Raw genomic sequence first — 26,705 nt, forward strand, 5'->3', positions numbered from 1 at the left:
TTATAATCGTGGACAAAAGAAATTCGGACCAATAATACCATTGCGACCGATTAAAGAAATAGACAGCTCAATACCTCCGTTACTGTTGGATGCCCGGTTAAAGTTGGAAGTATTGACATCATAACTTAAGCCAAATACCATATTGCTGAGTTGTAAACCTACAAAGGCAATTGCGGCATCTTTAACACGGTAATTGCCTCCAAATAAGATATTGGAAGATTGACTTACATTAAGCTGGGCATAAGCGCCCAAGGATATTTCATTGGTATTTCCCTGGTACATCACCAAAGCGTTCGGCACAAGATCTAAAAAATCTGAAGCACGGATTCTGGCTCCACCATGCCCGGTTAACCGAATCGGGATTCTGGATTCAGTTCCGGTAAAGCGATCAATTGGCCGGGTTAAGTGTGCGGCACTGGCGCCAACAAAAACATTTACATTCTGATTGGGATTGCCATCAAAATACATCACACCAAAGTTAACATCAGGCACCAATGTGGATTGCGACTGAAAGGTTTCACCACTGACCATACCCCCATCATAACCCGTAATCGGATTGAACTGGTTGCCAAATCTGGCTTGCGAATAATCGAAACTCCTGTTGATGATGCCTGCCTGCAAACCAAAATTGAGGGTTTGCAAACCTTCACGTCCAAATCTTAAACGATATGAACCCGATACCAGGGCGGTGAGGTAATTAAAATCAAGTTCACCCGCACGTTGATTCAGGATGGTACCGCCAAATGCAAAGTTTTTTCTGGGTGCCAGATCAAAGGATGCTCCACCGGTTAAAAAGGAACTGTTTAAAGCACCCCATTGCTGCTTAAAATTTACTGATGCACGGTAATCACCATCAATAACACCCGTTAGTGCAGGATTTAGCCAAAGGGGATATGCATAATATTGTGAAAAATGCGGATCAGTTTGTGCAAATAACCCGGAGGTACAGAGTAGCAAACTCAGCATTGCCAGCAATGATCTTAAAGACGATGGTATTTTCATGGTATTTAATTTTGTCTGTTTATATTTTATCCTGCTCATCATTATCTAATTAGCGTTACTGTTCCTTTTTTCATGGTGCTGGTGCCATCGGCAAAATCAGCCTCTACCATGTACACATATACACCAATCGGTTGGTTTATGCCTTTAAATGTTCCATCCCAACCATTAGCCATATTATCAGACTGGAAGATTAACTGTCCCCATTGTGTAAATACCGACATTCTGGCTGATGTGATGGTTGTTCCATAAATCAGGAAGGTATCATTCTTACCGTCATTATTTGGTGTAAATGCATTCGGAATATAAATCTGGTTTCCAAGTGGGTTAGTGGCTCTCGCGGTTACCGGACTCGAATTCGCACTGGTTTGGCAAGCCAACTGACCTCTTGCCCTTACGATAATGGCAACGCTTTGATCTGGTTTTAAACCTGCAGCCAGATAACTCGTTCCGGCAGTGGCTTGCCAGGTTAAGCCGTTATCAGTAGAAATTTCATATCCCAATGCTCCATTTACAGCTAGCCAAGCGAAGGTTATACTATTTGGAGTAGTAGCTTGCACTATTACTGAAGGCGTAGCCAATACCGGAAGAACCGTTACCGTAACCGGCGTTCTCGTAGCACTGGCACAACCACTAGTTGCGATACTTTCTACATAAAAGATGGTGGTTGCACTGATATTCGGTGTGGTAAACGTAGGGCCTTCACCTAAAACATTTCCATTAACACTTACATTGTACCATCTGTAAATGATACCCGGTACCGGATTATTTACAGTTAATATGGTATTGCTGCCCGCACAGATTATTCCATTAGCCGCAGTTGCTGATGCAGGTGCACCTGGCACTGGTAAGGCAACTACATTTACCGGAGTTCTTGAGGCTGAAATACATGATCCATTTGCTCCTTCCACATAATAGGTAACATTGGTGCTAATGCCTGGCGTGGCAAATGAAACACCCGTACCCGCAATTGTACCACCCGTTGCCGAAGTATACCAGTTGTAAACTGCACCTGCTTGCGGATTAGTTACCGTTAAAACGGCTGTATTCCCAATACACACATTTACATTGGCAGCGTTAACCGCCGGAACAGCTGGTTTTTGATTTACAGTTACTGTAACCCTCACCCTGCCGCCATTATTATTACAGCCTCCTGCATTTACTGCTGTTACATAATAATCAGTAGTAGTGGCTAAAGCTGGGGTGTTGTAAGTTGAGCCGGTGAATAATAAGTTTCCACCTGTAGCAGCACTATACCATTCGTAAGTAACACCAGTTTGCGCATTGCTGATGACCAGTTGTGTGGTCTCTCCGGAACAAATGCTTGTTCCGGTATTGGCAACCACCGGATTATTTGGTGCACTGTTTACCGTAACGGCTATGGCTAAACCATTACCCGAAGCATTCTCGCATTTATTATCACCTTTCACACTTACATAATAAGTGGTATTGGCTGTTAAAACTGGTGTGGTAAACACATTGCCAACAAACACTGGTGAGGTTAATGTAGCATCACTATACCAGGTAAATACCGGATTGGTTACCGTATTCGTACTTGCGGTTAATACTGCAGCAACATTTCCACAAACAGACCTGTTTCCGCTTACGGCAACATCAGCCTGCACTGCCCGTGGGTTTACGTTAACCGTAATGGTCTTGGCATTTGCCGCTGAATTCTCACATTTATTGGTGCCTTTAACAGTTACATAATAAGTTGTACTGGCCTTTAATGCTGGTGTATTAAAGATCGGACCGACAAAGGCAACACTGGTTAATGAAGCATCATTATACCAGGTAAATACCGGATTGGTTACCGTGGTTGAACTGGCATTAATGGTTGCTGTCCCTGAACCACAAATTATTGCAGGCGCAGATAAAGTAATATCTGATGCTGTTGCCGCTTCATTTACATTCACAGTAATTACCCTGGCAGTAGCAGCAGTACTTTCACATCTGTTGTCGCCTTTAACCGTCAGGTAATATCTTGTAGTTCCGTTTAATGATGGTGTGTTAAATGTTGCTCCAACAAAAGCTACTGATGTTAGCGTCGCATCTGTATACCAGGTAAATATTGGATTAGTTACCGTGGTGGTGCTTGCCACTAATGCCGCTGAAGTACCCTGGCAAATGCTTGCATCATTTGCGGAAACATCTGCCACACTTGCAATTGGCGTAACCGTCAGTGCTACCGCTAAAGCACCTCCGGATGCATTTTCACATTTATTATCGCCCCTAACGGTTACATAATAAGTAGTATTGGCGTTTAATACCGGAGTGGTAAACACACTACCGGTAAATACTACTGATGTTAAGGCTGCATCACTGTACCAGGTAAATACCGGGTTGGTTACGGTAGTGCTGCTTGCGGTTAATACAGTGGCCACGCTTCCGCAAATTGATCTTGATCCATTCACGGTAATATCGGCTTGTACAGCCCGTGGATTAATGATTATGGTAACTGGTTTTGCTCCTGCCGCCGTATTTTCACACTTGTTGGTGCCTTTAACCGTTACATAGTATGTTGTGGTTGCGGTTAGGGTTGGTGTGTTAAAAATCGGACCGACAAAGGCAACACTGGTCAGTGAAGCATCGTTGTACCAGGTAAATACCGGATTAGCCACTGAGGTTGAACTGGCGTTAAGGATTGCAGTTCCTGAACCACATAGCACCGCTGGTGCAGATAGTACAATATCCGCCGCTGTTGCTGCTTCATTCACATTTACAGTAATTACCCTGGCGGTAGATGCTGAACTTTCACACCTGTTGTCGCCTTTAATGGTCAGGTAATATCGCGTGGTGGCCGTTAATACAGGGGTATTAAAGTTTGCACCTACAAAAGCGACAGTGGTGAGTGCTGCATCAGTGTACCAGGTAAATACCGGGTTGGTCACTGTTGTAGTACTTGCCACCAATGGTGCTGAACTACCCTGGCAAATACTTGCATCATTTGCAGCAACATCTGCTGTACCCGCCACTGGTGTAATGGTGATGGTTACCGGTTTACCTGTATTTGCAGCATTCTCACATTTGTTATCCCCGCGAACGGTTACATAATAGGTGGTTGTTGCAGTTAAAACTGGTGTGGTGAAAACACTGCCAATAAAATTGATATTGGTTAAGGCGGCATCACTGTACCAGGTAAATACCGGATTGGTTACCGTTGGAGAACTTGCTGTTAGGGTAGTACCTCCCCCGGCACAGGCATTGGTATTACCATTCACGATTATATCAGTTGTAGTAGCCAGCGGATTTACGGTTACCACAACTACCTTAGCATCAGCCGCGGTATTTTCACATTTATTGGCCCCTTTAACGGTAACATAATAGGTGGTAGTGGCGGTTAAGCCATTTACGGTAAAGGTTGGTCCTACAAATGCCACACTGGTTAAGGAGGCATCACTGTACCAGGTAAATACAGGCTGGGTTACGGTTAAACTCGAAGCCATTAGCATGGTGGTCGAACCGGCACAGATTTGCGTATTTGCCACGGTGATATCTGCTGCTGTAGCATATGGTTTTACCGTTACCGTAATCAGTTCAGCCGCATTTGCCGGATTCTCGCATTTATTATCACCTTTAACCGTTACATAATAACTGGTTGTATTGGTTAATACTGGTGTGGTAAATGAGGCGCCAACATAAGCTACTGAAGTTAAAGCAGCATCACTGTACCAGGTGTAAACCGGGTTGGTTACGGTAGTGCTTGATGCCGATAGCTGAGTGGTTGAACCCTGACAAATCGAAGTGATTCCATTCAGGTTAATATCCGCAGCGGTAGCAAAAGGGTTTACCGTTATGGTTATTGCCCTGGCTGATGCGGCAGTGTTCTCACATCTGTTATCGCCTTTAACCGTTACATAATAAGTGGTAGAAGCGGTTAACACAGGCGTTGTAAATTGAGCTGTTGTATTTACCGGAATGGTTAAAGCTGCATCGCTATACCAGGTAAACACCGGATTAATTACGGTTGTACTGCTTGCTGATAAAGTAACCGTTGAACCTCCGCAAATGGATGTGGGCCCGGTCAGAATCAGATCGGAAGCTATTGCTACCGGATTGGTGGTAATAGTTACTTCCTGTGCATTTCCTGGCGTATTGGCGCATTTATTATCACCCCTTACAGTTACATAATATTTGGTGATGCCCGTAATGGCTGGCGTAGTAAATACGGCCGAATTACTTACCACCTGCGTTAAAGCGGCATCACTATACCAGGTAAATACCGGATTTTGAACAGTTGTACTTGCAGCAGTTAAAGTTGTGGTAGCTGATGTACATAATGCTGTATTTCCTGTAACGGTGATATCAGATGCCAGGGCAACCGGAAGAACGGTGATAGTGGCTTTTGTTCTGGTTGGGTTGCTACAGCCATTTGCATTAACAGCTTCTACATAGTAATCATAAGTTCCGGCAGGTAAATTCGCAGACGTTACAAAACTACTGTTATTGGTCACCAACATATTGCCGTTTACAGCAGCATCATACCAGTTATAAGTGTTGCCCGCTACAGGAACAACGGTTAGCGTAGCTGATGAATTGATACAAGTACTTGCCGGATTGGTTGAAGAAAGCACTGGTGGCACAGGAGGAGCCAAAATGATTACCGTAACTTTTACTTTAACGGTTTCGCAACCATTGGCACTGGCACTTACGGCATATTCGTAGGTACCTGCCGCCAATGCTGGATCAGTTACAAATGTTGTTCCATCCTTACCAGTTTGATATACGCCACCCAAATACCACTTATAAGTAATTCCGGGCTGAGGGTTTTGTACACTTAATGTAGCCGAAGCGCCCTGACAGGCGTTAACTGTAGTCGAAGTTACAGCCGGAGCCAGAATACTTCTCTGTGCATAATCAAAATTTACAGCATTTAATGCCCCGAGTAATCCCGAGCCTAATCTCAATTCAACACCATCAAACCGATTGGCTGGCACAAAAGTAAGTATGGCAGAATTTCCTCCGTTCAGCAAACTCAAATTGATTAATGGATTGGAAATGGCAATGGCATCGTTATTTGAAACAGTACCCTGATAAGTTGTTAAGGTTAGGTTTGACAGTAACCCGACAGAAATCAGCTGACCTGGAGTGGTAATTTTTACCCTCAAGGTATCACCAACATTAGATAACCCTGGGAAACCCAACTGTTGGAATACAGATGAACCTAATAATCCAACCGGAATAACCAGACTTGATCCGGTATTAATATTACCATCAATGGCCTGAAGCGGATTAATGACACCTGCACCAATGGTTATTCCACCGGCTACACCATTGGTTTGGGTAGTTGCTGCCCCACAAGGTGTTGGTATAGGAGTTCCATTCGGAATCACCGTAACCACAACCGCTGTTCTGGTTGAGGTACATCCGCCAAGGATGGTTGCTTCTACATAAAAAGTAGCATTGCTTGATAACGGGTCGGTTACATAATTGGTTCCGGTAAAGATGGGTGTAGTTGCAGTTGCGCTGGTGTACCAGTTAATCGTTGCGCCTGCAGTACTTGATGTTGCCGTTAAGGAAGCAACAGAATTTTCTGAAATGGTAATTGCAGATGGCGTAACTACCGGCGCATCAATATTACCTATAGTAATGGTTGCCGTTGTTCTGGCAGATGCAGCACCGCAACTGTTCACGGCCTCTACAGTATAGCTGGTATTAGTGTTTACATTCGCCACGGTGAAAGTTGTACCATCTAAACCTGCCTGATAAATGTTTGCAGCATCATACCATTTATAAATAGTTCCTGCAACCGGATTTTTTACCTGGAATACCACGGTTGTATTTAAGCAAGCCGTAACATCAGGATCCAATAATTCTGGTACCACGGGAGCTGGATTAACAGTAACGTTTACCACCGTTCTGGCACTTACACAACCTGATGCCGATACCGCAGCTACAAAAAACCGGGTATCACCAGTTAATACAGGCGAGGTAAAAATGATCCCGTCTTTACCAGTTAAATAAGTTCCTGCAGCATCATACCACCTGTAAGTTAAGCTTGATGATGGATTATTAACCACCAGCTGCGTAGTCTGACCCGCACAAGCGGTAACATTTGGTGAAACCACTGCCGGTGCCACCAGAATACGCTGGGCATAATTAAAATTAATGGAAGTCAGTACACCCAAAGCACCCCCATTTAACCGTACTTCTACGGCATCAAAGCTCGTAGCAGGTACAAATGTTACCAATGCTTGTGTATCACCATTTAATAACTGAACATTTAAAAGGTTGTTGTTTAGGAATCTTGAATCGCCGTTACTGTTGGTTCCAAGGTAACTCGTGATTTGCGCGTTACCCAATAAGCTAAGTGAAAGCAGCCTGCCTGGTGAGGAAACCAAAACCCGTACCGTATCACCGGCGTTGGAAACGGTACCAAAACTTGCTCTCTGGTAAACCGAAGCGCCTAATGCGCCCACTGGCAATACCAGTGATGAGGCTGTTTCGGTATCGTTATCAATCGCCAATGCCGGATTAAATACGCCTGCCAGTAAGGCTACACCGGTAACACCATTGGTTTGGGCAATCGCAGCCTCGCAGGGAACTGGATTAGCTGTATTGTTACCATCAACAGTAATGGTTACCTGCACCCTTCCGGCAGAAGTACATCCATTAGCCGAAACTGTTTCCACAAAATAACTGGTGGTGGCGGTTAACGGCGGTGTAACATAAGTAGCACCTGTATAAATTGGTGTAGTTGCATTTGCAGCATTGTACCAGTTAAAGGTAACCGCAGGATCTGTAGACGTTGCCGTTAAAATAACGGTTTGACCGGATGTAATTGTCGATGCACTTGCCGTAACAACAGGTAGCACCGGACGAGGATTCACTGTTACTGAAACAGTTGCACGGGTTGCACTTACGCAGCTACCCTGAGCCGCCTCTACATAATAAGTTGTATTTGAATTTAATGCCGGTGTAGTTACCACTGCACCGGTAAATAATAAATTACCTCCAGCCGAAGCGTCGTACCAATTATAGGTAACGCCGGGAACCGGATTGTTAACCGATAAAGTAGCAGGATTACCTGCACAGTAGGTCGCTGCTGCCGCTGTTACTGGTGTAGCCAGTGCAGGTGTAACAGTTACTGTAACCGGAATGCGTAATGTATTTGGACAAGAACCTTTTGATACTTGTATATAGTAAGTAGTGGTTGCTGTTAAAGCCGGTGTGGTAAACGTTCCGTCAACAGCCAGCTGGGTACCACCGGATGGTGCATTATACCAGGCTAGCGTGGTACCTGCATTAGCCGTAGCCGCAAGTGTAGCGGTACTACCGGCACAAATCGTTTGTGCACCAGCGGTAATGATTGGATTAGGGTATACCATTGTTGCACCGAAAATATCTAAACTGGTTACGGCAGAAACCAAAGCACCAATTCGAACTTCAACCCGGTCAAATGCACCACCCGCAGCTAATGTTGCAGCAAAGCGGCTTCCACTTAATAACTGAAGATTTAATAAGGAAGAACCCAATTGAACTGTTCTGACAACCGTTGTTCCGTTCAGGATATTCACCGTTACATTATTCAGCAACTGAAGATCCAATAATCCACCTGGCAAAGCCAGATCCAATCGTACGCTATCGGTAGCAGAACCAGCTGTTGGAAAAATTAATTGTTGATATCCTGTTGAAGCTACGCCGGCACCCAGGGTAATCCGGGTAGAATTTGTCGCATCAGCATCTGTTGAATTACCGGCACCCGTAATACCACACAACAGGCAGATACCCGTAATGCCACTGTTCTGGCTGTTCGCTGCATTACAGGCCGTACCTGTACCACTTGGGATGACTGTAACCGTCACCGGAACACGACTTGCACTTACACAGCCTGCGGCGTTAGTGGTTTCAACATAATAGATAGTAGTAGCGCTTAAAACAGGGGTAATGAAAGAAGTTCCGGTGCCTACCTGTGTACCACCTGTTGGTGCATCAAACCAGGCAATGGTATTTCCCGCATCAGCAGTGGCCAGTAAAGTAGTAGATTGTCCGGCATTAATTACCTGACTATTGGTTGTTACAGTGGCTAAAGTTGCAGGCGGATTAACATCAACAGTTACAGCTGTACGCGGGCTAATTGCTGTGCCGGATACCGCTTCCACATAAAATACAGTTTGAGCAGTAATAGCAGGGGTAGTAAATGTACCTGTAGTATTGGTCGCCAGTGGCGCACTTCCTGTAGAAGCATATAAATTATAGGTCACACCAGACAGCAAATTGCTAACCGTTAAAGTTGCAGGTGAACCTACACAAACGGTAGCAGCAGCTACAACCGGCGCATTTATGGTGACCGTTAAGCCATAACCGGTAGTCGCCTTATTGCCGTTTGCATCAGTTGCCGTTAAGGAAATGGTAAATGTACCACCCATCGTTGGCGTGCCTGTAATTTCTCTTGTTGTCGTATTAAATGACAATCCTGCCGGAAGATTGGCGGCCAAATAAGTGTATGGTCCGGTTCCACCCGTAACAGCAGGTAAGGTTACTGTCGGATAGCTATTGCCAACTACCCCATTTGGCAGGGTTGCAGTTGGTAAGTTTAATGCACCGATTACGGTGATGCCATAATTATTGGTTGCAGTTCTGTTCTGGCTATCTGTAACCGTTACCGAAACAACATAATTACCGGCCTGAGTTGGCGTACCCGTAACGTTTCTGGTTACCGGATCAAATGATAAGCCTGGAGGAAGATTAATAGCTACATAACTGTATGGCCCCACTCCACCAGTAGCTGGCGGAATATTCTGAACCGGATAAGCTACATTTTCAGTTCCATCAGCCAGGCTGGCCGGTGGCAATACCAACGGATCCAGGATTGAAATGCTGTAATTGGTCGTGGCGGTTTTTCCCGTTGCATCTGTTACCGTTACAGGTATACTAAAAATACCGGATTCGCCAGGCGTACCCGTAATTTCCCTTGAAGCAGGGTTAAAAGTTAAGCCCAATGGAAGGCCCGTAGCTGAATAGGTATATGGTGTTGTTCCACCAGTTGCCGATGGAATAGCCTGCGTAGGATAAACAGTTCCCTTAACTCCACTGGCTAAAGTTGCAGGAGGTAAAACCAGCGGATCTGTAACTTTTATCGAGTAATTAGCCGTAATGGTATTTCCATTGGCATCGGTTACCGTAACCGGAATAGTAAAGGTGCCGGTTTGCGTGGGTATGCCTGTAATTTCTCTTGTTGTCGGGTCAAAAGTCAATCCCGGAGGAAGACTATTGGCCGTATAAGTATAAGGGCCAGTTCCACCTGTAGCAGCCGGAATGGTTTGAGGAACATAGGTTGTTCCGGTGACTCCATCAGCCAATACCAGAGGTGCCAGCGCTATTGCCGGAGTTACAGTTAAATTAAAAGTAGCCGTTACACTGCAGTTTTTTGTATCCGTAACCACCACAGAAAATGTTGGTGTTCCTGTTGCGGTTGGCGTACCACTGATTAGACCAGTTGATGATAAAGTTAAACCGGTAGGCAAAGTATTTCCCGCTGCCAGGGCATAGGTAAAACCTGGTGTACCACCGCTTGCCACCGGAAGTTGCCTGTTATATGGTGAAGCAATGGTTGCGTTTGTTAAGGTTGTACCCGAAAATATAATCAGCGGATTTACCGTCACCACTACTGGAATACGTGTAGTATTGGCACAATTTGCGCGGTTTACCTGGATATAATAAGTAGTAGTGTTAGCAATGGCTGGCGTAGTAAAAGTTTCGCCGGCACCAAGCTGTGTTCCGCCAATAGCGGAATCAAACCAGGTAAGTGTTGTACCTCCATTCGCTGTTGCCGCTAAAGTAGCGGTGCCACCGGCACAAATAGACTGGGCACCTGCTGTTATAGTTGGATTTGGATAGATCACTGTGGCACCGTAAACATCTAAGCTGCTCAAGGCAGAAACCAAAGCACCGAAGCTTACCTGAACACGGTCGTAAACCCCGCCTGCCTGCACAGTAGCGGTAAATCTGTTTCCACCTAATAAAGTAAGATTCAATAAACTTCCATTGATTTGAACGGTTCTGACAACGGTAGTTCCGTTTAATATACTTATTGTAATATTATTTAAAACATTTACATCTGCCAGTCCTCCCGGTAATCCTAAATCTAAACGGATACTATCTGTTGCAATGCCTGCAGCAGGAAAAATCAATTGCTGATAACCTGTAGCACCGGCACCAACAGCCAGCGAAATCCGGGTAAAATTACTTGCATCGGCATCGGTAGAGTTGCCGGCACCATTCACGGCACACAGCAAACAAATGCCATTGATACCTGTATTCTGACTGCTGGCGGTATTACATGCCGTATTGCCTCCGCCAACAATTACAGTAACGGTTACCGGAACCCGGGATACACTTATGCAACCCGCAGCACTGGTTGTTTGCACATAATAAGTTGTGCTGGCCTGTAATGCCGGCGTGGTAAATGAACCACCAATTCCAACCTGATTTCCGCCCGTAGCCGCATCATACCAGGTAATGGTATTTCCGGCATCAGCAGTAGCTGAAAGGGTAGCCGTTTGCCCTGCATTAATAACCAGACTGCTTGTGGTTACCGTAGCCAATGTAGCAGGCGGATTTACCGAGACCGTAAAAGCAGTTCTGGCACTTACTGCCGAACCAGAGAAGGCTTCCACAAAAAAGGTAGTTTGAGCGGTAACTGCCGGAGTGGTAAAAACACCTGAAGTACTGGTCTGTAAAACTGAATTTCCTGCCGGACCATATAACCGGTAAGAAACATTTGGCAATACATTACTTACCGTTAAAGAAGCAACCGAACCCGAGCAAACCGTTGTAGATGCCGCCACCGGCGCATTTACATCTACCGTAATACTGTAAGATGTGGTGGCCTTATTGTTATTGGCATCTGTTGCCGTAACCTGTACGTTAAATACTCCTCCCTGTGTGGGTGTGCCCGAAATTACTCTTGTTGAAGGATCAAAGTTTAAACCCTGAGGAAGATTAACAGCCGCATAGGTATAAGGCCCCGTTCCACCACTTACAGCAGGGATGGTTTGAGCCGGATAACCCGTTCCGACAATGCCGTTTGGTAAAGTAGAGGATGGTAAAGTCAGTGTTCCAACAACCCTGATGCTATAGTTCCCCGTAGCCGTTCTGCCTTCACTATCTGTTGCAGTTATGGAGATAGCATAATTACCTGCCTGAGTTGGCGTACCGCTTAATTGTCTGGTTAACGGATTATAGCTTAAACCAGCCGGAAGGTTACCGGCCAGATAAGTATAGGGTCCTACACCGCCGGTTGCTGCCGGAAGCGTCTGAACCGCATAAGCCACATTTTCAGTACCATCAGCAAGCGTTGCAGAAGGCAATAACAAAGGGTTAATTACCGTAAGCGCATAATTTGTAGTCACTGTTTTTCCATCTACATCTGTGGCCGTTACCGCAACGGTGAATGGACCGGCAACAGTTGGGGTACCGGTAATGGCTCGGGTAACCGGATTGAAAGTTAAGCCGGCAGGTAAACCAGTTGCAGTATAGCTATAAGGTGTAGTACCTCCTGTTGCCGACGGAATAAATTGTGGTGTATAAACCGTACCTGTTGTGCCAACGGCTAAGGTTGCAGCAGGTAACAGGAACGGATTTGTAATTTTAACCGTATAATTTGAGGTGATGGTATTTCCATTGGCATCAGTGGCAGTTACCGGAATGGTATAAACACCTGGTGTAGTTGGCGTTCCTGTAATTTCCCTTGTTGCGGGATTAAAAGTTAAGCCTGCAGGAAGCGGATTCAAAACGGCATAGGTATAAGGCCCTGTACCTCCTGCTGCCGCAGGAATGGTTTGTGTTGGATATGTTGTACCTGTAATTCCCTCTGGCAAAGCAGCGGCAGTTAACGTCAGTGCGGTAGTTACAGTGAGCGTATATGGCACCGTTACATTACAGCCCTTCGAATCAGTGGCAACAATGGAAAAATTATAAACGTTCGGAACCGTAGGTGTACCGGTAATATTACCTGATGGTGAAAGTGTTAATCCCGCTGGCAATGTACTTCCTGCGGCTAAAGCATAAGTAAAACCAGGTGTACCACCAGTTGCCGGATTGATCTGTTTGCTGTAAGCAGACTGGCTGGTTGCATTTGTTAAAGTTGCACCTGCAAAACTGATCTGTGGATCTACAGTAACCACCACCGGAACCCTTGTTGATTCGGTGGTACAGTTCAGGCGGCGGGCAGCTACATAGTACGTTTTATTCGCGGTTAAAGCGGGTGTGGTAAACGCTGCATTAAATGCTACCGTAGCCAATGGTGATCCACCTTCAACAGCCTCATACCAGATCAATTCATTTGCGCTGTCTGTAGTTGCGGTTAATACTGCCGGAACATTGTAACATGCCGCTACCGCATTACTGGCAGGAGCCGTAAAAGTTGGCCGGCCTGCAGAACGGGTTAAACCATACACGTCAATTGACTGTGTTAAATTTGCATTTAAAAGAGAAGATAGGGTGACCTTTACCCTGTCGAAGGGCCGCCCGGGCGAAAACGGAAGGTTAACTATTGATCCGCTGTTCAGGAGGGTAAGCAATTCCAGGTTTAATAAACTCGGATTTAAAGCTTGTGTATAAACTTCTTCATTCCCATTGTAGGCCGTCACCCTGATATTATTTAAAAGGCCGAGGTTTAACAGCGCAGTAGACGTTTTGAATCTTAAATTAAAGTCATCAGTAGCGTTGGAAGGTGTGGTAAAATAAAAAATCTGACTGGCTGTTCCACCTACAGTGGCAACACCCAAACTGATCTGCGAAAAGTTGGTCTGGTCAGCATCAATTGCCCGTTCGCTGTTAATCACACCTGAATTGCCAAGGCGCAATGCATCCAGGGAAATTCCAGTCCCTTCGAAACTGGTTAAAAATGCCTGTGCACAAGGATCAGTTCCTGAGGTATGAAATGCATAATAAACTTTAGTTGTATTATTTGCGCCCAGCAAAGCGGCATTGGTAATGTCTCTGATCAATACGCGGTCATAAATCTGGTTTGGTGTAATGGCTACATAAAACCTGCCCAAACCATCTTTAACCAGGCGAAGGTTGCTGTTGGTAAACTGTCCACTGCTGGCACCATCAGTTACAATTGTACCTGCCGCATTTTTTGCCGCCACATAAAAACTATGATTGCCTAAAACAACGTTCCCTAAAACATTGGCCAGTAAACCACCTAAATTACCACCCAACAAGGCATTCAACAGATCAGGATCAGAATCTATTCTAATGTAAGTGGTCGTATTGGCCGGAATGTTAGATGGAAATTTCAACTCCATTTCACCACTGTAAGCCAGAATATTTAAAGCTATACCACCTGATGACTTCACCGTTGCAAAAGTATTATCATCAGGAGTAATCGCATTCGCCGCATTATCTACGGTAGTAACCGAACAGGGGCTTAAACCTAAAGCGCCACACCCTGTAAGGCTTGTGGCATTAGCTGATGTTGTGACTGAACTGGCATAAATTTTACTTTGCCCATAAGATTTGGAATAAAGCAGCGTTATTATAACGATGAATGCAAATGTTAACACATGTCGTGTTATCCTGCTTACAGATAGATAGGTAAAAATTTTCATCATTTCAGGCGTTATTTAGTTTGATTCCTTCGGGTGATCCTTCGGAAATGTTAGTGACAAATCTACATTCGTGACTTTAACCTGACTTATCCATTTCTATTCATTGTTTCAATAAGCTATCCTATTCATTTTATTCATAAGCGTTATTGTTACCTAATTCATTTCTCCTATTGTTAAAATTTGATGACATTAGCAAAGTCATCATCTCTATAATTAATGAACTCGAACGAACTCCTCATTGAACTCAGGAAGTTTGTACTTACAAAATCAGGATTGCGAAATATTGATCCGGCACATTGTAAAGTAATTTCTGAGTATGTATTTCAGGAAACTAAAAACTATGTTAGTGAAACCACTATCAAACGTTTCTTTGGTTTTGCCAATACGCTGCATAAATTTTCGCTGTTCACTTTAAACAGCTTATCGCAATATATCGGGTATGCAGACTGGGACGCTTTTACGAAAGATAAAAGAGATAACCTTACAGCTGACCAGAGTTTATGGCAAACTTTAAAACTAAAGGCTAAAGCCATTACAGACTCATCCCTGGTTAACAAGAAAAATAATTCTGGTGTACCGTTTGAGTTTACGGCAAAAAGGAGTTTCTATTACCCGGATTTTGATTACTTTCTAAAAAACAATTATCAGTTTGCCACTATCAGTGCCCAGCCTGGTCATGGCAAATCTATCCTGGTTGCCCATCTGGTAGAGCAGTTTTTCCATGCTGACCATGCACTATATAAAAATGATATTGTTTTAATGATTAATTCCTATGCTATCATGACCACCATTCAGGCGGGATTAACATTAAAGGAATGGTTTTTAAAAGAATTCAATTTCGCCAGTGTGAGTGATTTAGTCACTTATTTTAAAAATAACCCCAACCTGAAAGAAGGCCGATTTATTATCATCATTGACGGCATCGATGATTACATTGCAAACAGCAACCGGTTTAAGTTATTTGTAGATTTTCTGTACAGCATTGAAGAGAATAACTTCTTAAAAACGGTCATCAGTTTACGTACCCACACCTGGATAAACCTGCAGCCTGTTTTAACCGGATCGGCATTTTTAACCAAATCATGGTATACCGGCGTATATTATGATGAAGATACGTTATGCAACGTTCCACCGCTTAATAACAATGAAATTTTACATACACTCAGTCATATTGAGAAAAAGCAGGTTACCATAGATGATATTAGCCAGCCATTAATCACACAATTCAAAACCCCTTTCTGGCTACAGGTATATTTTAAGCTTTCCAATGAGATTAAAACACTGGAACTTGAAGATCCGTTGCTATGCTACGAGCTGATCAATTATTTTCTGGAGAAAAAAATATTTTTAGCTAAAAAAAGTACCGAAAAAATATTTCTGCTAAAAAAAATAACCGAGCATATTTCCATAGGAAACAAAGGTTTAAGAGTAGCTAAAGAAAACGTGCTGAACTATATTGACAGCTATCCTGAAGCCTATGAAGAATTATTGTATACCGGTATCTTAATTGAAGAAAAGAGGTTAAGCACGGTTGTACCTACAGAAATCGTTCGTTTTTTAAATAATGATATCTATACGTATTTCGTATTTATCCAGATTACCGAAACTTTCAAATACCGGTCGAGCAAAGCGTTTTTTGAACATATATTACAACACTTTTTGCCTAAAACCCCCTTAAGAAACAATATTTTAAATTGGGCGGTCAGATTTTGTGTAATCAGAAATGAGATTTCCGAACTCAAAAATATCTTAACACTTCCCTTTACTAATGAAGAAAAAAACAAAGCCTTTGATTTCATTTGCAGTGTTGCAAAATATGAACTGAGCAAGCCAAGTGCCATGTTCAATAAACAGAGCATTGGCGAAGATTTTATCAGTTTGCTGGCTTCAGGCAGAACCATGAGCAGGTTATACAAGGAGACGGTTAAACATATTTCTGATAATGTATTAAATGAGGATGTGCAAATTATGTTGCACGTTATAGAATGCAATATCTTATTAATTGATATCGATAAAGCCTCATTGGTGAATACCATGCAGTTGTTAAAGCGAAAATATAAAAGGCTGAATGAACTTTTCCCTATTAATCCTTACGACCTGATTTTATATTTTTATAACAACCTGATTAACAAACCAAATGAAGGGCGGGCGATTGAAGATAAAATTATTAAGCTTTGCCATCAGATTGACCGCACACATCCATTAAAGAATGGAGCACTTACCACGGCAGAAATTCTTTCCTACCGGCTGGTGTTGATTACATTGTTTGCACAGAAAAACTATGCAGAATGCCACCGTTTCATTATGGCTATCCTGAATAAATACCCCAATATTTTTCATATCAGGAATTCTGTGTTTTCACCATTCCTGCTCATTCACCTGGGCCATACTTATCTAAAACTGAATTATTACAAGAAAGCACAAAGGATCGTTAATTTTGTAGATAAAATTATCAGGAGTGAATACACCTACTATACACCGTTTATTTCTGTTGGTTTTTTTGTTTTTAAAGCCAGCTTTTATAATTGTATTCACCACTATGAACAGGCAATTGTGGAATGCGATGAGGGCTTAAAAATAGCACAAAAATCCGATTTCAAAACGATGGAGGTAACCCTTTACCTGTTAAAAATAGACGCCCTTAAACACGGTGAAGAGTCAGAAGAAGTATCAAACGTCATTAAGCAGCTGTTAAACTTTTTATCACGACATAAAATTTCCATGCCGGATTATACAAACTTAAATGGCGGAGATTTTGAACAAACCTTCAAAGTATTAAAATCATACCGTGAATAAAAAAAGCCTGTTGATGGTGATCAACAGGCCTGGCATATTTTATTTGATCAGGTTATAGAGTTCATCCAGTTTTGGTGACAGTACAATTTCTATTCTTCTGTTTTTACTTCTTCCCTCAGCAGTGGTATTTGCACCAAGGGGTTGATATTCTCCTTTTCCGGTAGCCGTCATCCTTACACTTTCTACCTTCTCATTTTCAGTTAAATAACGGACAACTGATGTGGCCCTTAATACACTTAAATCCCAGTTATCTTTAATTTGCCCCAGGTTATTGATTTTCTGGTTATCGGTATGCCCTTCCACTGCAATATTAATTTCCGGCTGTTGCTTTAATACATTGGCCAGCTGGGTTAGGGCTTGTTTACCTTTATCATCAATAATAATACTTCCCGAAGGGAACAACAGTTTATCAGTTAAAGAAACATAGACTTTACCATTTTTAATGTCTACCGTTAAGCCACTTTTGGTAAAGCCTAATAATGCCTGCTGTAACTTTTCTTTTAGCGAGTTTGTGGCCTCATCACGTTTGCGCAATACTTCTTCAACTTCTTTTAAACGCTTTTCTCTTGCGGCTAAATCGCCAGATAATTTGGTAATTTCAGTAGTGGAATTGTTTTTAAGCTTTTTATAATTCGCATCTACTTCATTGTAGCTGTTTTGAAGATCTCTCAATTCTTCGGCCATCATGGTGGTATCCTTTTTAAGCCTGGATACCTCTTTTTCGAGATTTTCTACCTTAACCAGTCCTTCATTGAAAGCAGTATACAACGAGTCTTTGCTGCCCAGTAAGGCTTTATACTTTTTCGGAGATAAAACAACACATGAGTTTAGGGAAGAGACGAACAGGAGAACAGCAAAAGCGAAGAAGGTGTTTTTCATATTAGTATTAAGATGTTAGTATTAAGTAGCAAGTTCAATAATTGTGGTTACTGATCAATAGCGCTCCGTAAAAATGCAACTAAAGGTTGTACCGTACCAAAAGAAATTATTAACTTATTAACGATTGAGGGCTTAAAAAATTCTTCGTCATCCAGTTTCATTGTGGCCTCAAAACTTTTAAGTTTTAAATATTCGATGTTCGGATCAGCCGGGTCATAGCCTTTAGGAGCATTCTTTAATGCATTGGATGTACCCAATTTAAAGTGACTTTTAAAGTCTTTGTTATTGATGATCGCTTTAAAATCACCGATATTGTAATCGATCTCCTGCCTGATGAGTTTAACATCCGGCGCTTCAGGCATCCAGTAACCACCCGCCACAAAACTATTGCCCGGCTGAATATGCAGGTAATAGCCAGGTCCGTTCCCGCCCTTACCTTTTGCGGAAAACCAGATCCCGAAATTATTTTTATACGGATCTTTATTTTTACTGAAACGAACATCCCTGTAAATGCGCATCAGACTTTTCTTCGCATCCGTATCAGCCGAAATCGTGGGATCTATTTTAGAAAGTTCCGGAATAAGTGCAGCAACCAGGTTTAAAACGTCTTCCCTGGCTTCCTCATATTTAGCTTTATTTTCAGCAAACCATTCACGGTTATTGTGGCTGGCTACATCTTTTATAAATTTTAAAGTTTCTTTTTTTAACATTGTTGAGATATTAATCTGGTAAACTGTAGAGTTGGCAAGGTGTGAAGTTGGTCAGCTGACAAGTTGGATTGAATTGACTAAGCCACTATCTATAAATAACTTACCAAATCTCCAACTAACCCTATCATTTATCATAATACGGCTTGTACTTAATATTTGGCGACAAAATATGCAGTAATATAATTCTCGAATAACGGTAATTGAGCGGATAAAGAATAAAACAGCCCGCAAAAATCACAATAAGATAATGCCAGAAGGTATCATCCGTTAAGGGACCAAAAATAAGGTAGGTAAGCAAACTGGCCAGCAACATTTCAATCACATTCATGGCATAACTCACGTACATGGCCGCATAAAAATACCCTGGTTCAATTTCAATCCTTTGTCCGCAGTGGCTGCAAACTTCTTTTGTATGCTGAATGTTCCAGCCATACATGCTGCCTGTAAAAATATCACCTCTGCGGCAATGCGGGCATTTGCAATGCACAATGGCGTAAAGCTTGGATGTTTGATCGGCCATGGCTTAGTTCAAATGAAAGGGCTCTTTCTTCATGTCCAGGTGAACATTCTTTTTGCGGTATTTTTTATACCACACCACACCAACCACCACGGCCATGAGATATGGAATGGCTAAAAGATAGAGTACACCTGTATTCAAACCGGCAGAAACCGTATTACCATTCTTATTGCCTTGTTCAGCATTGATGCTGCACATGGCACATTGGGCATTCACTTGTGCTGCAATACCAAAGTTGAGCAACGCCAGAAATAAGACAAAAATCATTTTCCTTTTCATGTTCACAAATATACAGATTTAACGACTGGAGCAGCTTAAAAATTATGTCATAAAAACCCCTGCTGATGAGGCGAGGATTTAAAGGCCATTGCAAAAATGTAAATAATCCTTATTCTTATAATCTGCCTGAAGATTGTTCAGGAGTGTTCTTACTTTTAGATAAAAGTACATTTTACCCAGGTCTTTGCTGTTATCCCAACCCACTAATTGATAAGCTACTTGGGCATAAAAATCAAAGCTGAATGAAACTTCTCTTCTTTTCATCTGCGCTTCACTAAGATAAAAAGAGCCGCATAACTCTTTAAATCTTAAATCTGTAAAGCTTTTATATTTATCAATATTATTAGTTTAGAAAATATTATATAGTTCATTATAGAAGTTGTGAATTTCATTAAATAAGACTTTCTTATTCTCATTTATAAGGTCAACTGATTTTTTCCATCCCTCATAGTCATATGGAACATCAGCATCAAACTCACCTATAATTCGGAACTCTTTTCTGGAATCTTTATCCTTTGGGAAGTCTGGAATTGAGATATCTGAAATTAATATTCTAGGTTTCGGGTAATCCAAAGCATCTCTGACAGAAACTTTGCCAGATGACAATAAGTTTGCATTTACAGGCCAGTCTAAAGCAACTCCTCCCTATTCATCACTTGAAAAACATGGTAAATGGTTATTAATTCCAGGTTATTCTTTACAGCTACTATCTAAACATATTGGCGAACCATCTACTGATAGTGTACTTTTATCAATACTAGCCCTAGCTATAACAATGTTCAAAGTATATCCATCCTTTAATTTAGATATCGTAACTGCATATATTTTATTAGGAAGATTCCATTGATAAAGTTTTGAATTAGAAAAATCCAATTTTTTGTCGGGTTTTAATTTTACTTTATAGGCACCGTACTTTTTATCCAATTTGGCAATTAGCGATTCTGGATTTTTATTTGTTTCAACAAAGGATGTAAAAGCCTGTATTACTTTTTTATTATTCGCTATTATATTTATTCTATTATTTTCTATACCGAAAAAGCTAATAAGATTAGGCTTAACATTACTTTCCTCAATTTTATTTCTGTAAACCCATGCTTTACTTTTATCGGCGGTTCTATCCAAAGAAACATGTTGAACTTTAGAAAACAATGTTTCTACACTTTCATTAAAGGTTGCTTTATCCAAATCAAAAACACCATTTTCAGACCCCAAATATTTTGGATTTTCTTTAGTTTGAGACTGACAATTTTGAAATAAGGTCATTAAAATTATTAAAATAAAAATATAAGATCTATTTTTTGGGGGTTTCTTCATCTGTATAAAGCTTTGTAATTATCTGAATAAGGTTAGTTTACCTTGTTTATTTCTAAAGAAAATTGCACTCTCAATAAAATGTAAACCCTCATCTTTCGAACTTTTGTCTTATAAAATTAGACCTTGACTATTATTTAATTTTTCTAAATAAACTAACTTGTTGTTGAAACAAGATTTCAGGATTAGACATTTTGTGACGTCTGCCTTATATCGGTATAGGATTCTATTGTTAAGGGTATTTCTGGATTGTGTTTTAAAGCCTGTATTAAATTATCCAAAACCGGTCCTGATCTGTATCATAAAAGATATCCAGGCTTAAAACAAATTTATCTCTGGTTACTCCAAATGTATTGGGGTTGTTTTCATCGAAAATTACCTTAAAATCTTCTCTATCTGTAATACTAATACTTTTAAATTTACAAGGATCGTACTTAATCGGTTTTTTTTCTTCTTCTCCAATCACAATTGGCTTATTGCCTTTCGGTAAGGGCACCACTTTACTGATTAACTTACCGAAACTATTTTTAATGTACAAATGCGTGGCACGTTTTAAGTCACCTTTGGGGGTGGTATCCTTCACATAGCCTTTATTGCCTTCCACAGTCAGCATGATATAAAACTGCTCAACAGGCTTTTCTGCCCCGATTTGCTTCCGCCACTGCAATACATCCTGCGCACTGATGTGAACATCCAGGACATCATTTATACATTTTTAGTATAGGTTTTACTTATTTTCTGGTTATGATTACTAATTATACAGCTTTTGTAATTAACGCTTCGCTACTATATAAGTCTCTAACAGATTTCTGGAATGCCTCAATTAAAAAACAACGAAATCACTTTCTCCATTAGGCAAACAAAACCAAATATCGAGTATTAATTCTTCACTTGTTTTGCTATTTGAAAATGCTAACGCTGAGTTTCCGTCTGTTCTAACAAGCCGAACCAATTTACCATTACCTGCATAAGATAAAACCTGGCCACCTTCCAAATCCATTATTTCAAATCCGTCATTTATATCATCCAAAATACTTTTTATACGCTGCTTAGTTTCTTGCTCACTTAAGTACATGGTTTTTGAATTTCTAGCTTCAACGATTTTAATAACTTCAATAAGTGGTTTATAATCGCCTTCCTTTGCTTTTTTAATCAAACGTTGATATGCCTTGATTAAAAAGGGTTTAATATCCGTTTTCAAATCTTTGATATTACGTAAAGTATTCCAACTTTGTAATTCATAAGATACTTCAGCAATAAAGTTAGTGGTGTGATAAATAAATGGCTCCCCTACTTTGACTTTCGGTGTTTGATATTTTTCTGAGCCTTTGACAAACATAAACTGCCCATTTTCTACATTTTGCTCTACGATCTTATATCTGATATAAGCTTCCGGATTTAGAATTTTTTTGCCGTCCAAAGGATAACCTTTAACCTCTATTTTTTGTAAGCCACTTCCAAAAACAGCTGCGTTAATAGGAATATCTGTGGCAGTCTGCCCATCCAAATTCATTGACAAAATTTCGATATCATTTACTTTAATCTGGAATTTACATGATGATGCACTAAAATCTAATTGATAATATGGTTGTTTCATCGTTTTATTGCTAATTTGTTTTTGAAAGGTTCTTTTTAATTGCTGCCTTATGTCATATAAAGCATTATCTTTTTGTATTAAATTAACATAGGTTATGTTGAAGTTTTGGAATTTTCTTTTTTCGAAGTTATAACCATAATCTATTTTGTGTATTGTATCAATTGTAAATTGAAGATTATGCTTGGATTGCAGGCTGCTAACTATTGTTTTCGCATCCTGATCATTTACTAGCTGGAGTGAAAACCCAATTACCTTTTTAGGCTGCTGCATCTCTAGTATCACTACCCTATTACGTTCTTTATACTTGTAGAAGTCAATTTCTGCATTAGGAAAAGGTTTACGATTTATGGTGTAATCTTGCTCAAATGGCAAAAGGTAATAATTAATTCCGGCAATGGTTGTTTTTTGATAGCTGCTTAAATCGATTTTTTTTAAATTACTAATATCATCTATTTGTATGGGCTTTGAAGTATTACATCCTATTGATATACCAATAAGGGCACAAATAATTTTAATATTTAATTCCCGCCAGAAAAACATTTTTTTAAAAATTTAAATTAATCTGATAAAATCCTATTAAAGCACTATTTATTGAGATATTAATTAATATCATATTCCAGGATTTAGCAAATAAAATTTAAAGTGATATTTTTTCAAAGTTTATTTGAGTAAATCTGGATACATCATTTTGTAATATTCCTTTATAGTTATCACTTTAGGGTCTTTACTATTTTCCATCCGTGTTCCTTTTTTTACAAGAATAAAATCGGTACTAAAAAAATTATTATTATTCTTATCAATTGAAATCGACTGATAACTAAAAATCCATGCATTTAGTGTTGATATTTCCCAAAAATAAGATTCACCACTTTCTTTTTTATCAGACTGAATATAATCGGGATATGTTTTTTTTAAATAGTCAAGGATAGACTTTGTTTCTTCCTGATTTACAGAATTATACTTGAATCCTAAATAATTATTTTTTATTTTATCTGTAATAAACAATGTTAGGTTATTATAATCAGCCAGATTTCCATTAGGAAAGGCATATGTTAAGAGTTTAACGCTACCTATTGTATAATTATCTAGTTTATTTGTTGTATAACTTAACAATCCCAGATTAGGATCTTGACCCTTTTTTAGTTCTTTATCTTTTTGGATAATGCTAGAAAGATTTACACCAAATTTTAGGGATAAAAGATCAGTATTCGTTTGTGATTTACACGAAATGATAGTCATTCCTATCAACATAAAAGTTAAATATTTCATAATTTAATTTTTGATTAATGGTATATTTGCACTTGTTTCAAATAATTTTTCTAAATGTTCTATTACATCGAATTTTGGAATTACTTCAGGATAATTACCTTCAGCAATTACAACCTTATTATTTTCATCCTGTTTTATTTTAGTTTTATCAATAATGATTTTTTTTGCTAGTCCCATTGATATTGAAACTATGTATTTAGCATTTAAGCCATCAAAACCTAATAACGGTCGATAATACAATCCTTTCTCATCATAAATAATTTTATGTCCAAATGTTACAGAAGCATCTCCTGAGGCAGAAGCCTCGAAATAAGCATAAGCTTTAATAACAGCCATAGATACTTCACCTTTAACTATAACACCAACTTTTAATTCAATTTTAAGCTTTGCTTCAGTACAAACTTTAAGTCTAGAATCTGATGGCTTACCAACAGTATTAAATTTAAATTCAGAATCGACTGTAATTTCGCTGGTAATAATCAAGTCCATATATATATTAATACTGGACTTAAAACCCAAGCTATCATCGCCTACATCAATACCTTTTTTTAGTTTATCTTGAATTTGATTATAAAGTTTAAGCACTCCAGGAGCTGCTGCTCCGCCACTAACTACACCAGAAGCTCCAAAAATTATTGCCGCCAGTAAATCTATAGTAACTTCAAGGCCTATTAAGGGGTTTGCGTTTAGTGTAATCTTTACATCTGTTCCAACTTCTGGTAAATTACTGGAATTTAATACTTTTTTCAAAAACCATTCGCCAGTTAAGGAAAGATTTGGCGGTTTAACCACAAAGGACGCTGGTACTCCAGGTATCGCCTTTTTAACTGCTCCCTTAGTAACACTTGTTATACCATCTGCAATTGATCCGATAGATGAAAAAATATTATAAAGCTTCTTGAATTTACCTTCATATTCCGCTTTTAATTCTGCATCTTCACCGTAAACTGTTCCTGATTTATCCCACTGTGCTTTTAAACCAAAATTAAAAGTAGCATCTTTTTGTTTCCAGCGCCGTTCAGCACCAATTTTTCCTGCTTTGCTTTGAAATTCTTTATGTTGTTCTGGAGATAAATTTTGCCACTTAACACTTAGGTCATTATTCAAATTTAGCATGAAATCTAGATTCCATTTAATATCTGGGTATACCTTAACCTTTATTGTCGGATTGTTGCGAACAGAAAAATATCTACAACTATGAACATGAACTGAATAGTCATTAGCAGAACTAAACGAACCAAATTCGGTAAGGTTATTCATAGGCCATATATAATTTAATGGCATTGGATGATCCTTGCTCATAGTTGATATTGCGGGAATAGTAATATTGCCTACGCTACTAGCTTTAAGGTTAACATTGCTAAGCGTAATATTCTTAGTGTGTTGAGGCCGTTCAAAGCATGCCTTTGTTTCAAATTTAACTGGCTCTATTTTTATATTTCGTGGAGTTGGGCCTCCAATAGACTGATAAATAATTGTTTCTGCATTATGTCCATAATATTGAAAAGAAATATCAACTCTTCGATTGCCTTTATAACTTTCCTCATCCTTGTATTTAATATTATCACGACCCATTTTATCATCAGTTGGATTAACCTCTCCATGACCAGAAGTTACCATCCTGACAGGATCAAGTTTACCTTTGACAAAAAATTCTCTCACGGTCTTAGCCCTATTCTCAGATAAGATATTATTATAATTTTGTTTACCTATTACGCAGGCAAAACCATCCAAATGAATGATACTATGCTTATGCTCCAAAAGAAATTGAAGAATATTGTTAAGTTTTTTTAAACTTTCAGATGATAGTCCAGTACTATTAAAGTTAAAAATTATAGGTTCAATAACATCTTCTTTTCTATTAATAATATTTTTAACACCCGCACCATTGTCAAATACCAGTTCAGGTTTACTACCTTCCTCTGTAACTGTAATCTGCTCAAATTTGCATAATTCAAATCTTGCGGCATTTTTATCAGGCTCATATATGGTTACGGGAGTTCTGTTTTGTGGTATTTCTACCACTTGAGACACCGTTTTATCTTTTATCCTTAAAAAACGAGCGTGAGTAGTATCACCACTACCAAAATTATCCTGGATGTACTGGCCGGTTACCGGGTGTACGACACGAATGTAAAATTCTTCTACACTTGATACATCTTTCATGGATTGGCGCCATAAATAAGTATTAGGGATTTTAAGGTTAATTTCGCCACGGATTACCTCAACAAAATAGATTTTTCTTGTAACCTCATCATCCTTTGGCAATAGCCCAAATGCTGATCTTAGTTTCCTAAAAACGCGAACCTCAACGTTTTTATAGCCATTTAACCCTTCTGTAAACAGCCTTAACCAAATCAATTCTCCGTAAGAGAATTGGTAGGTTTTGCGTACATCTGCACCACCCTCATTTCTTGACCATCTACTATCATTTATTCTTGCAGGCGATTCACCACGAATTTTCAAACCCGATTTTCCATCAAAGTTTCCGGTTAAAGAGGCTTCAATATAATAAGTATAAGGTCCACAAAGTGGTTTTGGAATCTTATATCCATATTTAAAGTTACCGGGAATAGTCCTTTGGTGATCAATGTAGCCCTTATCATTAAATATTGCCCATTTAACGTCTTTTGTTTTTTCTTGTTCAGTTGTTCCTTCTAACCATTCCCCTACTTTAAACCAAACAAAATCACCGGCCGCCAAAACCAGGAGATGATTCGCTATAGATCCCTTTTTTAATACCCTGCCTTCTCCAGTCCAAATAATTTTTTTAACTCCCTTTGCCATAA

14 protein-coding genes are annotated in these 26,705 nt (G+C 40.0%); 1 reads left to right on the forward strand and 13 read right to left on the reverse strand.

Annotated features, from left to right (window positions below; all coding sequences use genetic code 11):
- A complete protein-coding gene (locus OQX64_RS21710; protein WP_253249058.1) occupies nt 1-1,002 on the reverse strand; it encodes a PorP/SprF family type IX secretion system membrane protein in 1,002 nt (333 codons plus the stop codon).
- A gap of 41 nt (nt 1,003-1,043) precedes the next feature.
- Nucleotides 1,044-14,561 (reverse strand): putative Ig domain-containing protein, encoded by a 13,518-nt coding sequence (locus OQX64_RS21715; RefSeq protein WP_265820330.1) that lies wholly within the window; start codon nt 14,559-14,561, stop codon nt 1,044-1,046.
- A gap of 213 nt (nt 14,562-14,774) precedes the next feature.
- On the opposite strand from OQX64_RS21715, the gene OQX64_RS21720 reads away from it, so the two are divergent.
- On the forward strand, nt 14,775-17,354 hold the full coding sequence (locus OQX64_RS21720) for a hypothetical protein (RefSeq protein ID WP_265820331.1): 2,580 nt from the start codon (nt 14,775-14,777) through the stop codon (nt 17,352-17,354).
- Nucleotides 17,355-17,393: 39 nt separating this feature from the next.
- On the opposite strand, the gene OQX64_RS21725 is transcribed toward OQX64_RS21720, so the two are convergent.
- The 11 genes from OQX64_RS21725 to OQX64_RS21775 all read right to left on the reverse strand — a co-directional run bounded on the left by OQX64_RS21725 (nt 17,394) and on the right by OQX64_RS21775 (nt 26,703).
- A complete protein-coding gene (locus tag OQX64_RS21725; RefSeq protein WP_265820332.1) occupies nt 17,394-18,233 on the reverse strand; it encodes an OmpA/MotB family protein in 840 nt (279 codons plus the stop codon).
- Nucleotides 18,234-18,280: 47 nt separating this feature from the next.
- Nucleotides 18,281-18,943 (reverse strand): DUF2461 domain-containing protein, encoded by a 663-nt coding sequence (locus OQX64_RS21730; RefSeq protein WP_088302239.1) that lies wholly within the window; start codon nt 18,941-18,943, stop codon nt 18,281-18,283.
- 124 nt (nt 18,944-19,067) lie between these two features.
- Nucleotides 19,068-19,463, reverse strand: a complete 396-nt coding sequence (locus OQX64_RS21735; protein WP_265820333.1) for a DUF983 domain-containing protein — start codon at nt 19,461-19,463, stop codon at nt 19,068-19,070.
- Nucleotides 19,464-19,466: 3 nt separating this feature from the next.
- A complete protein-coding gene (locus OQX64_RS21740; RefSeq protein WP_088302237.1) occupies nt 19,467-19,739 on the reverse strand; it encodes a hypothetical protein in 273 nt (90 codons plus the stop codon).
- Nucleotides 19,740-19,817: 78 nt separating this feature from the next.
- A complete protein-coding gene (locus tag OQX64_RS21745) occupies nt 19,818-20,003 on the reverse strand; it encodes a hypothetical protein (protein WP_265820334.1) in 186 nt (61 codons plus the stop codon).
- 84 nt (nt 20,004-20,087) lie between these two features.
- Nucleotides 20,088-20,345 carry a hypothetical protein gene (locus OQX64_RS21750; protein WP_265820335.1) on the reverse strand — a complete coding sequence of 86 codons (258 nt, stop codon included), beginning with the start codon at nt 20,343-20,345 and terminating at the stop codon, nt 20,088-20,090.
- An 84-nt stretch (nt 20,346-20,429) separates the two neighbouring features.
- Nucleotides 20,430-21,053, reverse strand: a complete 624-nt coding sequence (locus tag OQX64_RS21755) for a hypothetical protein (RefSeq protein WP_265820336.1) — start codon at nt 21,051-21,053, stop codon at nt 20,430-20,432.
- Nucleotides 21,054-21,318: 265 nt separating this feature from the next.
- Nucleotides 21,319-21,663, reverse strand: a complete 345-nt coding sequence (locus OQX64_RS21760; protein WP_265820337.1) for a hypothetical protein — start codon at nt 21,661-21,663, stop codon at nt 21,319-21,321.
- Nucleotides 21,664-21,873: 210 nt separating this feature from the next.
- Entirely contained in the window at nt 21,874-23,187 is a 1,314-nt protein-coding gene (locus OQX64_RS21765; protein ID WP_265820338.1) for a hypothetical protein, read from the reverse strand.
- Between the two features lie 120 nt (nt 23,188-23,307).
- Nucleotides 23,308-23,916, reverse strand: a complete 609-nt coding sequence (locus OQX64_RS21770; protein WP_265820339.1) for a hypothetical protein — start codon at nt 23,914-23,916, stop codon at nt 23,308-23,310.
- A gap of 3 nt (nt 23,917-23,919) precedes the next feature.
- Nucleotides 23,920-26,703 (reverse strand): OmpA family protein, encoded by a 2,784-nt coding sequence (locus tag OQX64_RS21775; protein WP_265820340.1) that lies wholly within the window; start codon nt 26,701-26,703, stop codon nt 23,920-23,922.
- Nucleotides 26,704-26,705 lie beyond the last annotated feature (2 nt).

The sequence above is a fragment of the Pedobacter sp. GR22-10 genome, assembly GCF_026239715.1.
GTDB lineage: Bacteria > Bacteroidota > Bacteroidia > Sphingobacteriales > Sphingobacteriaceae > Pedobacter.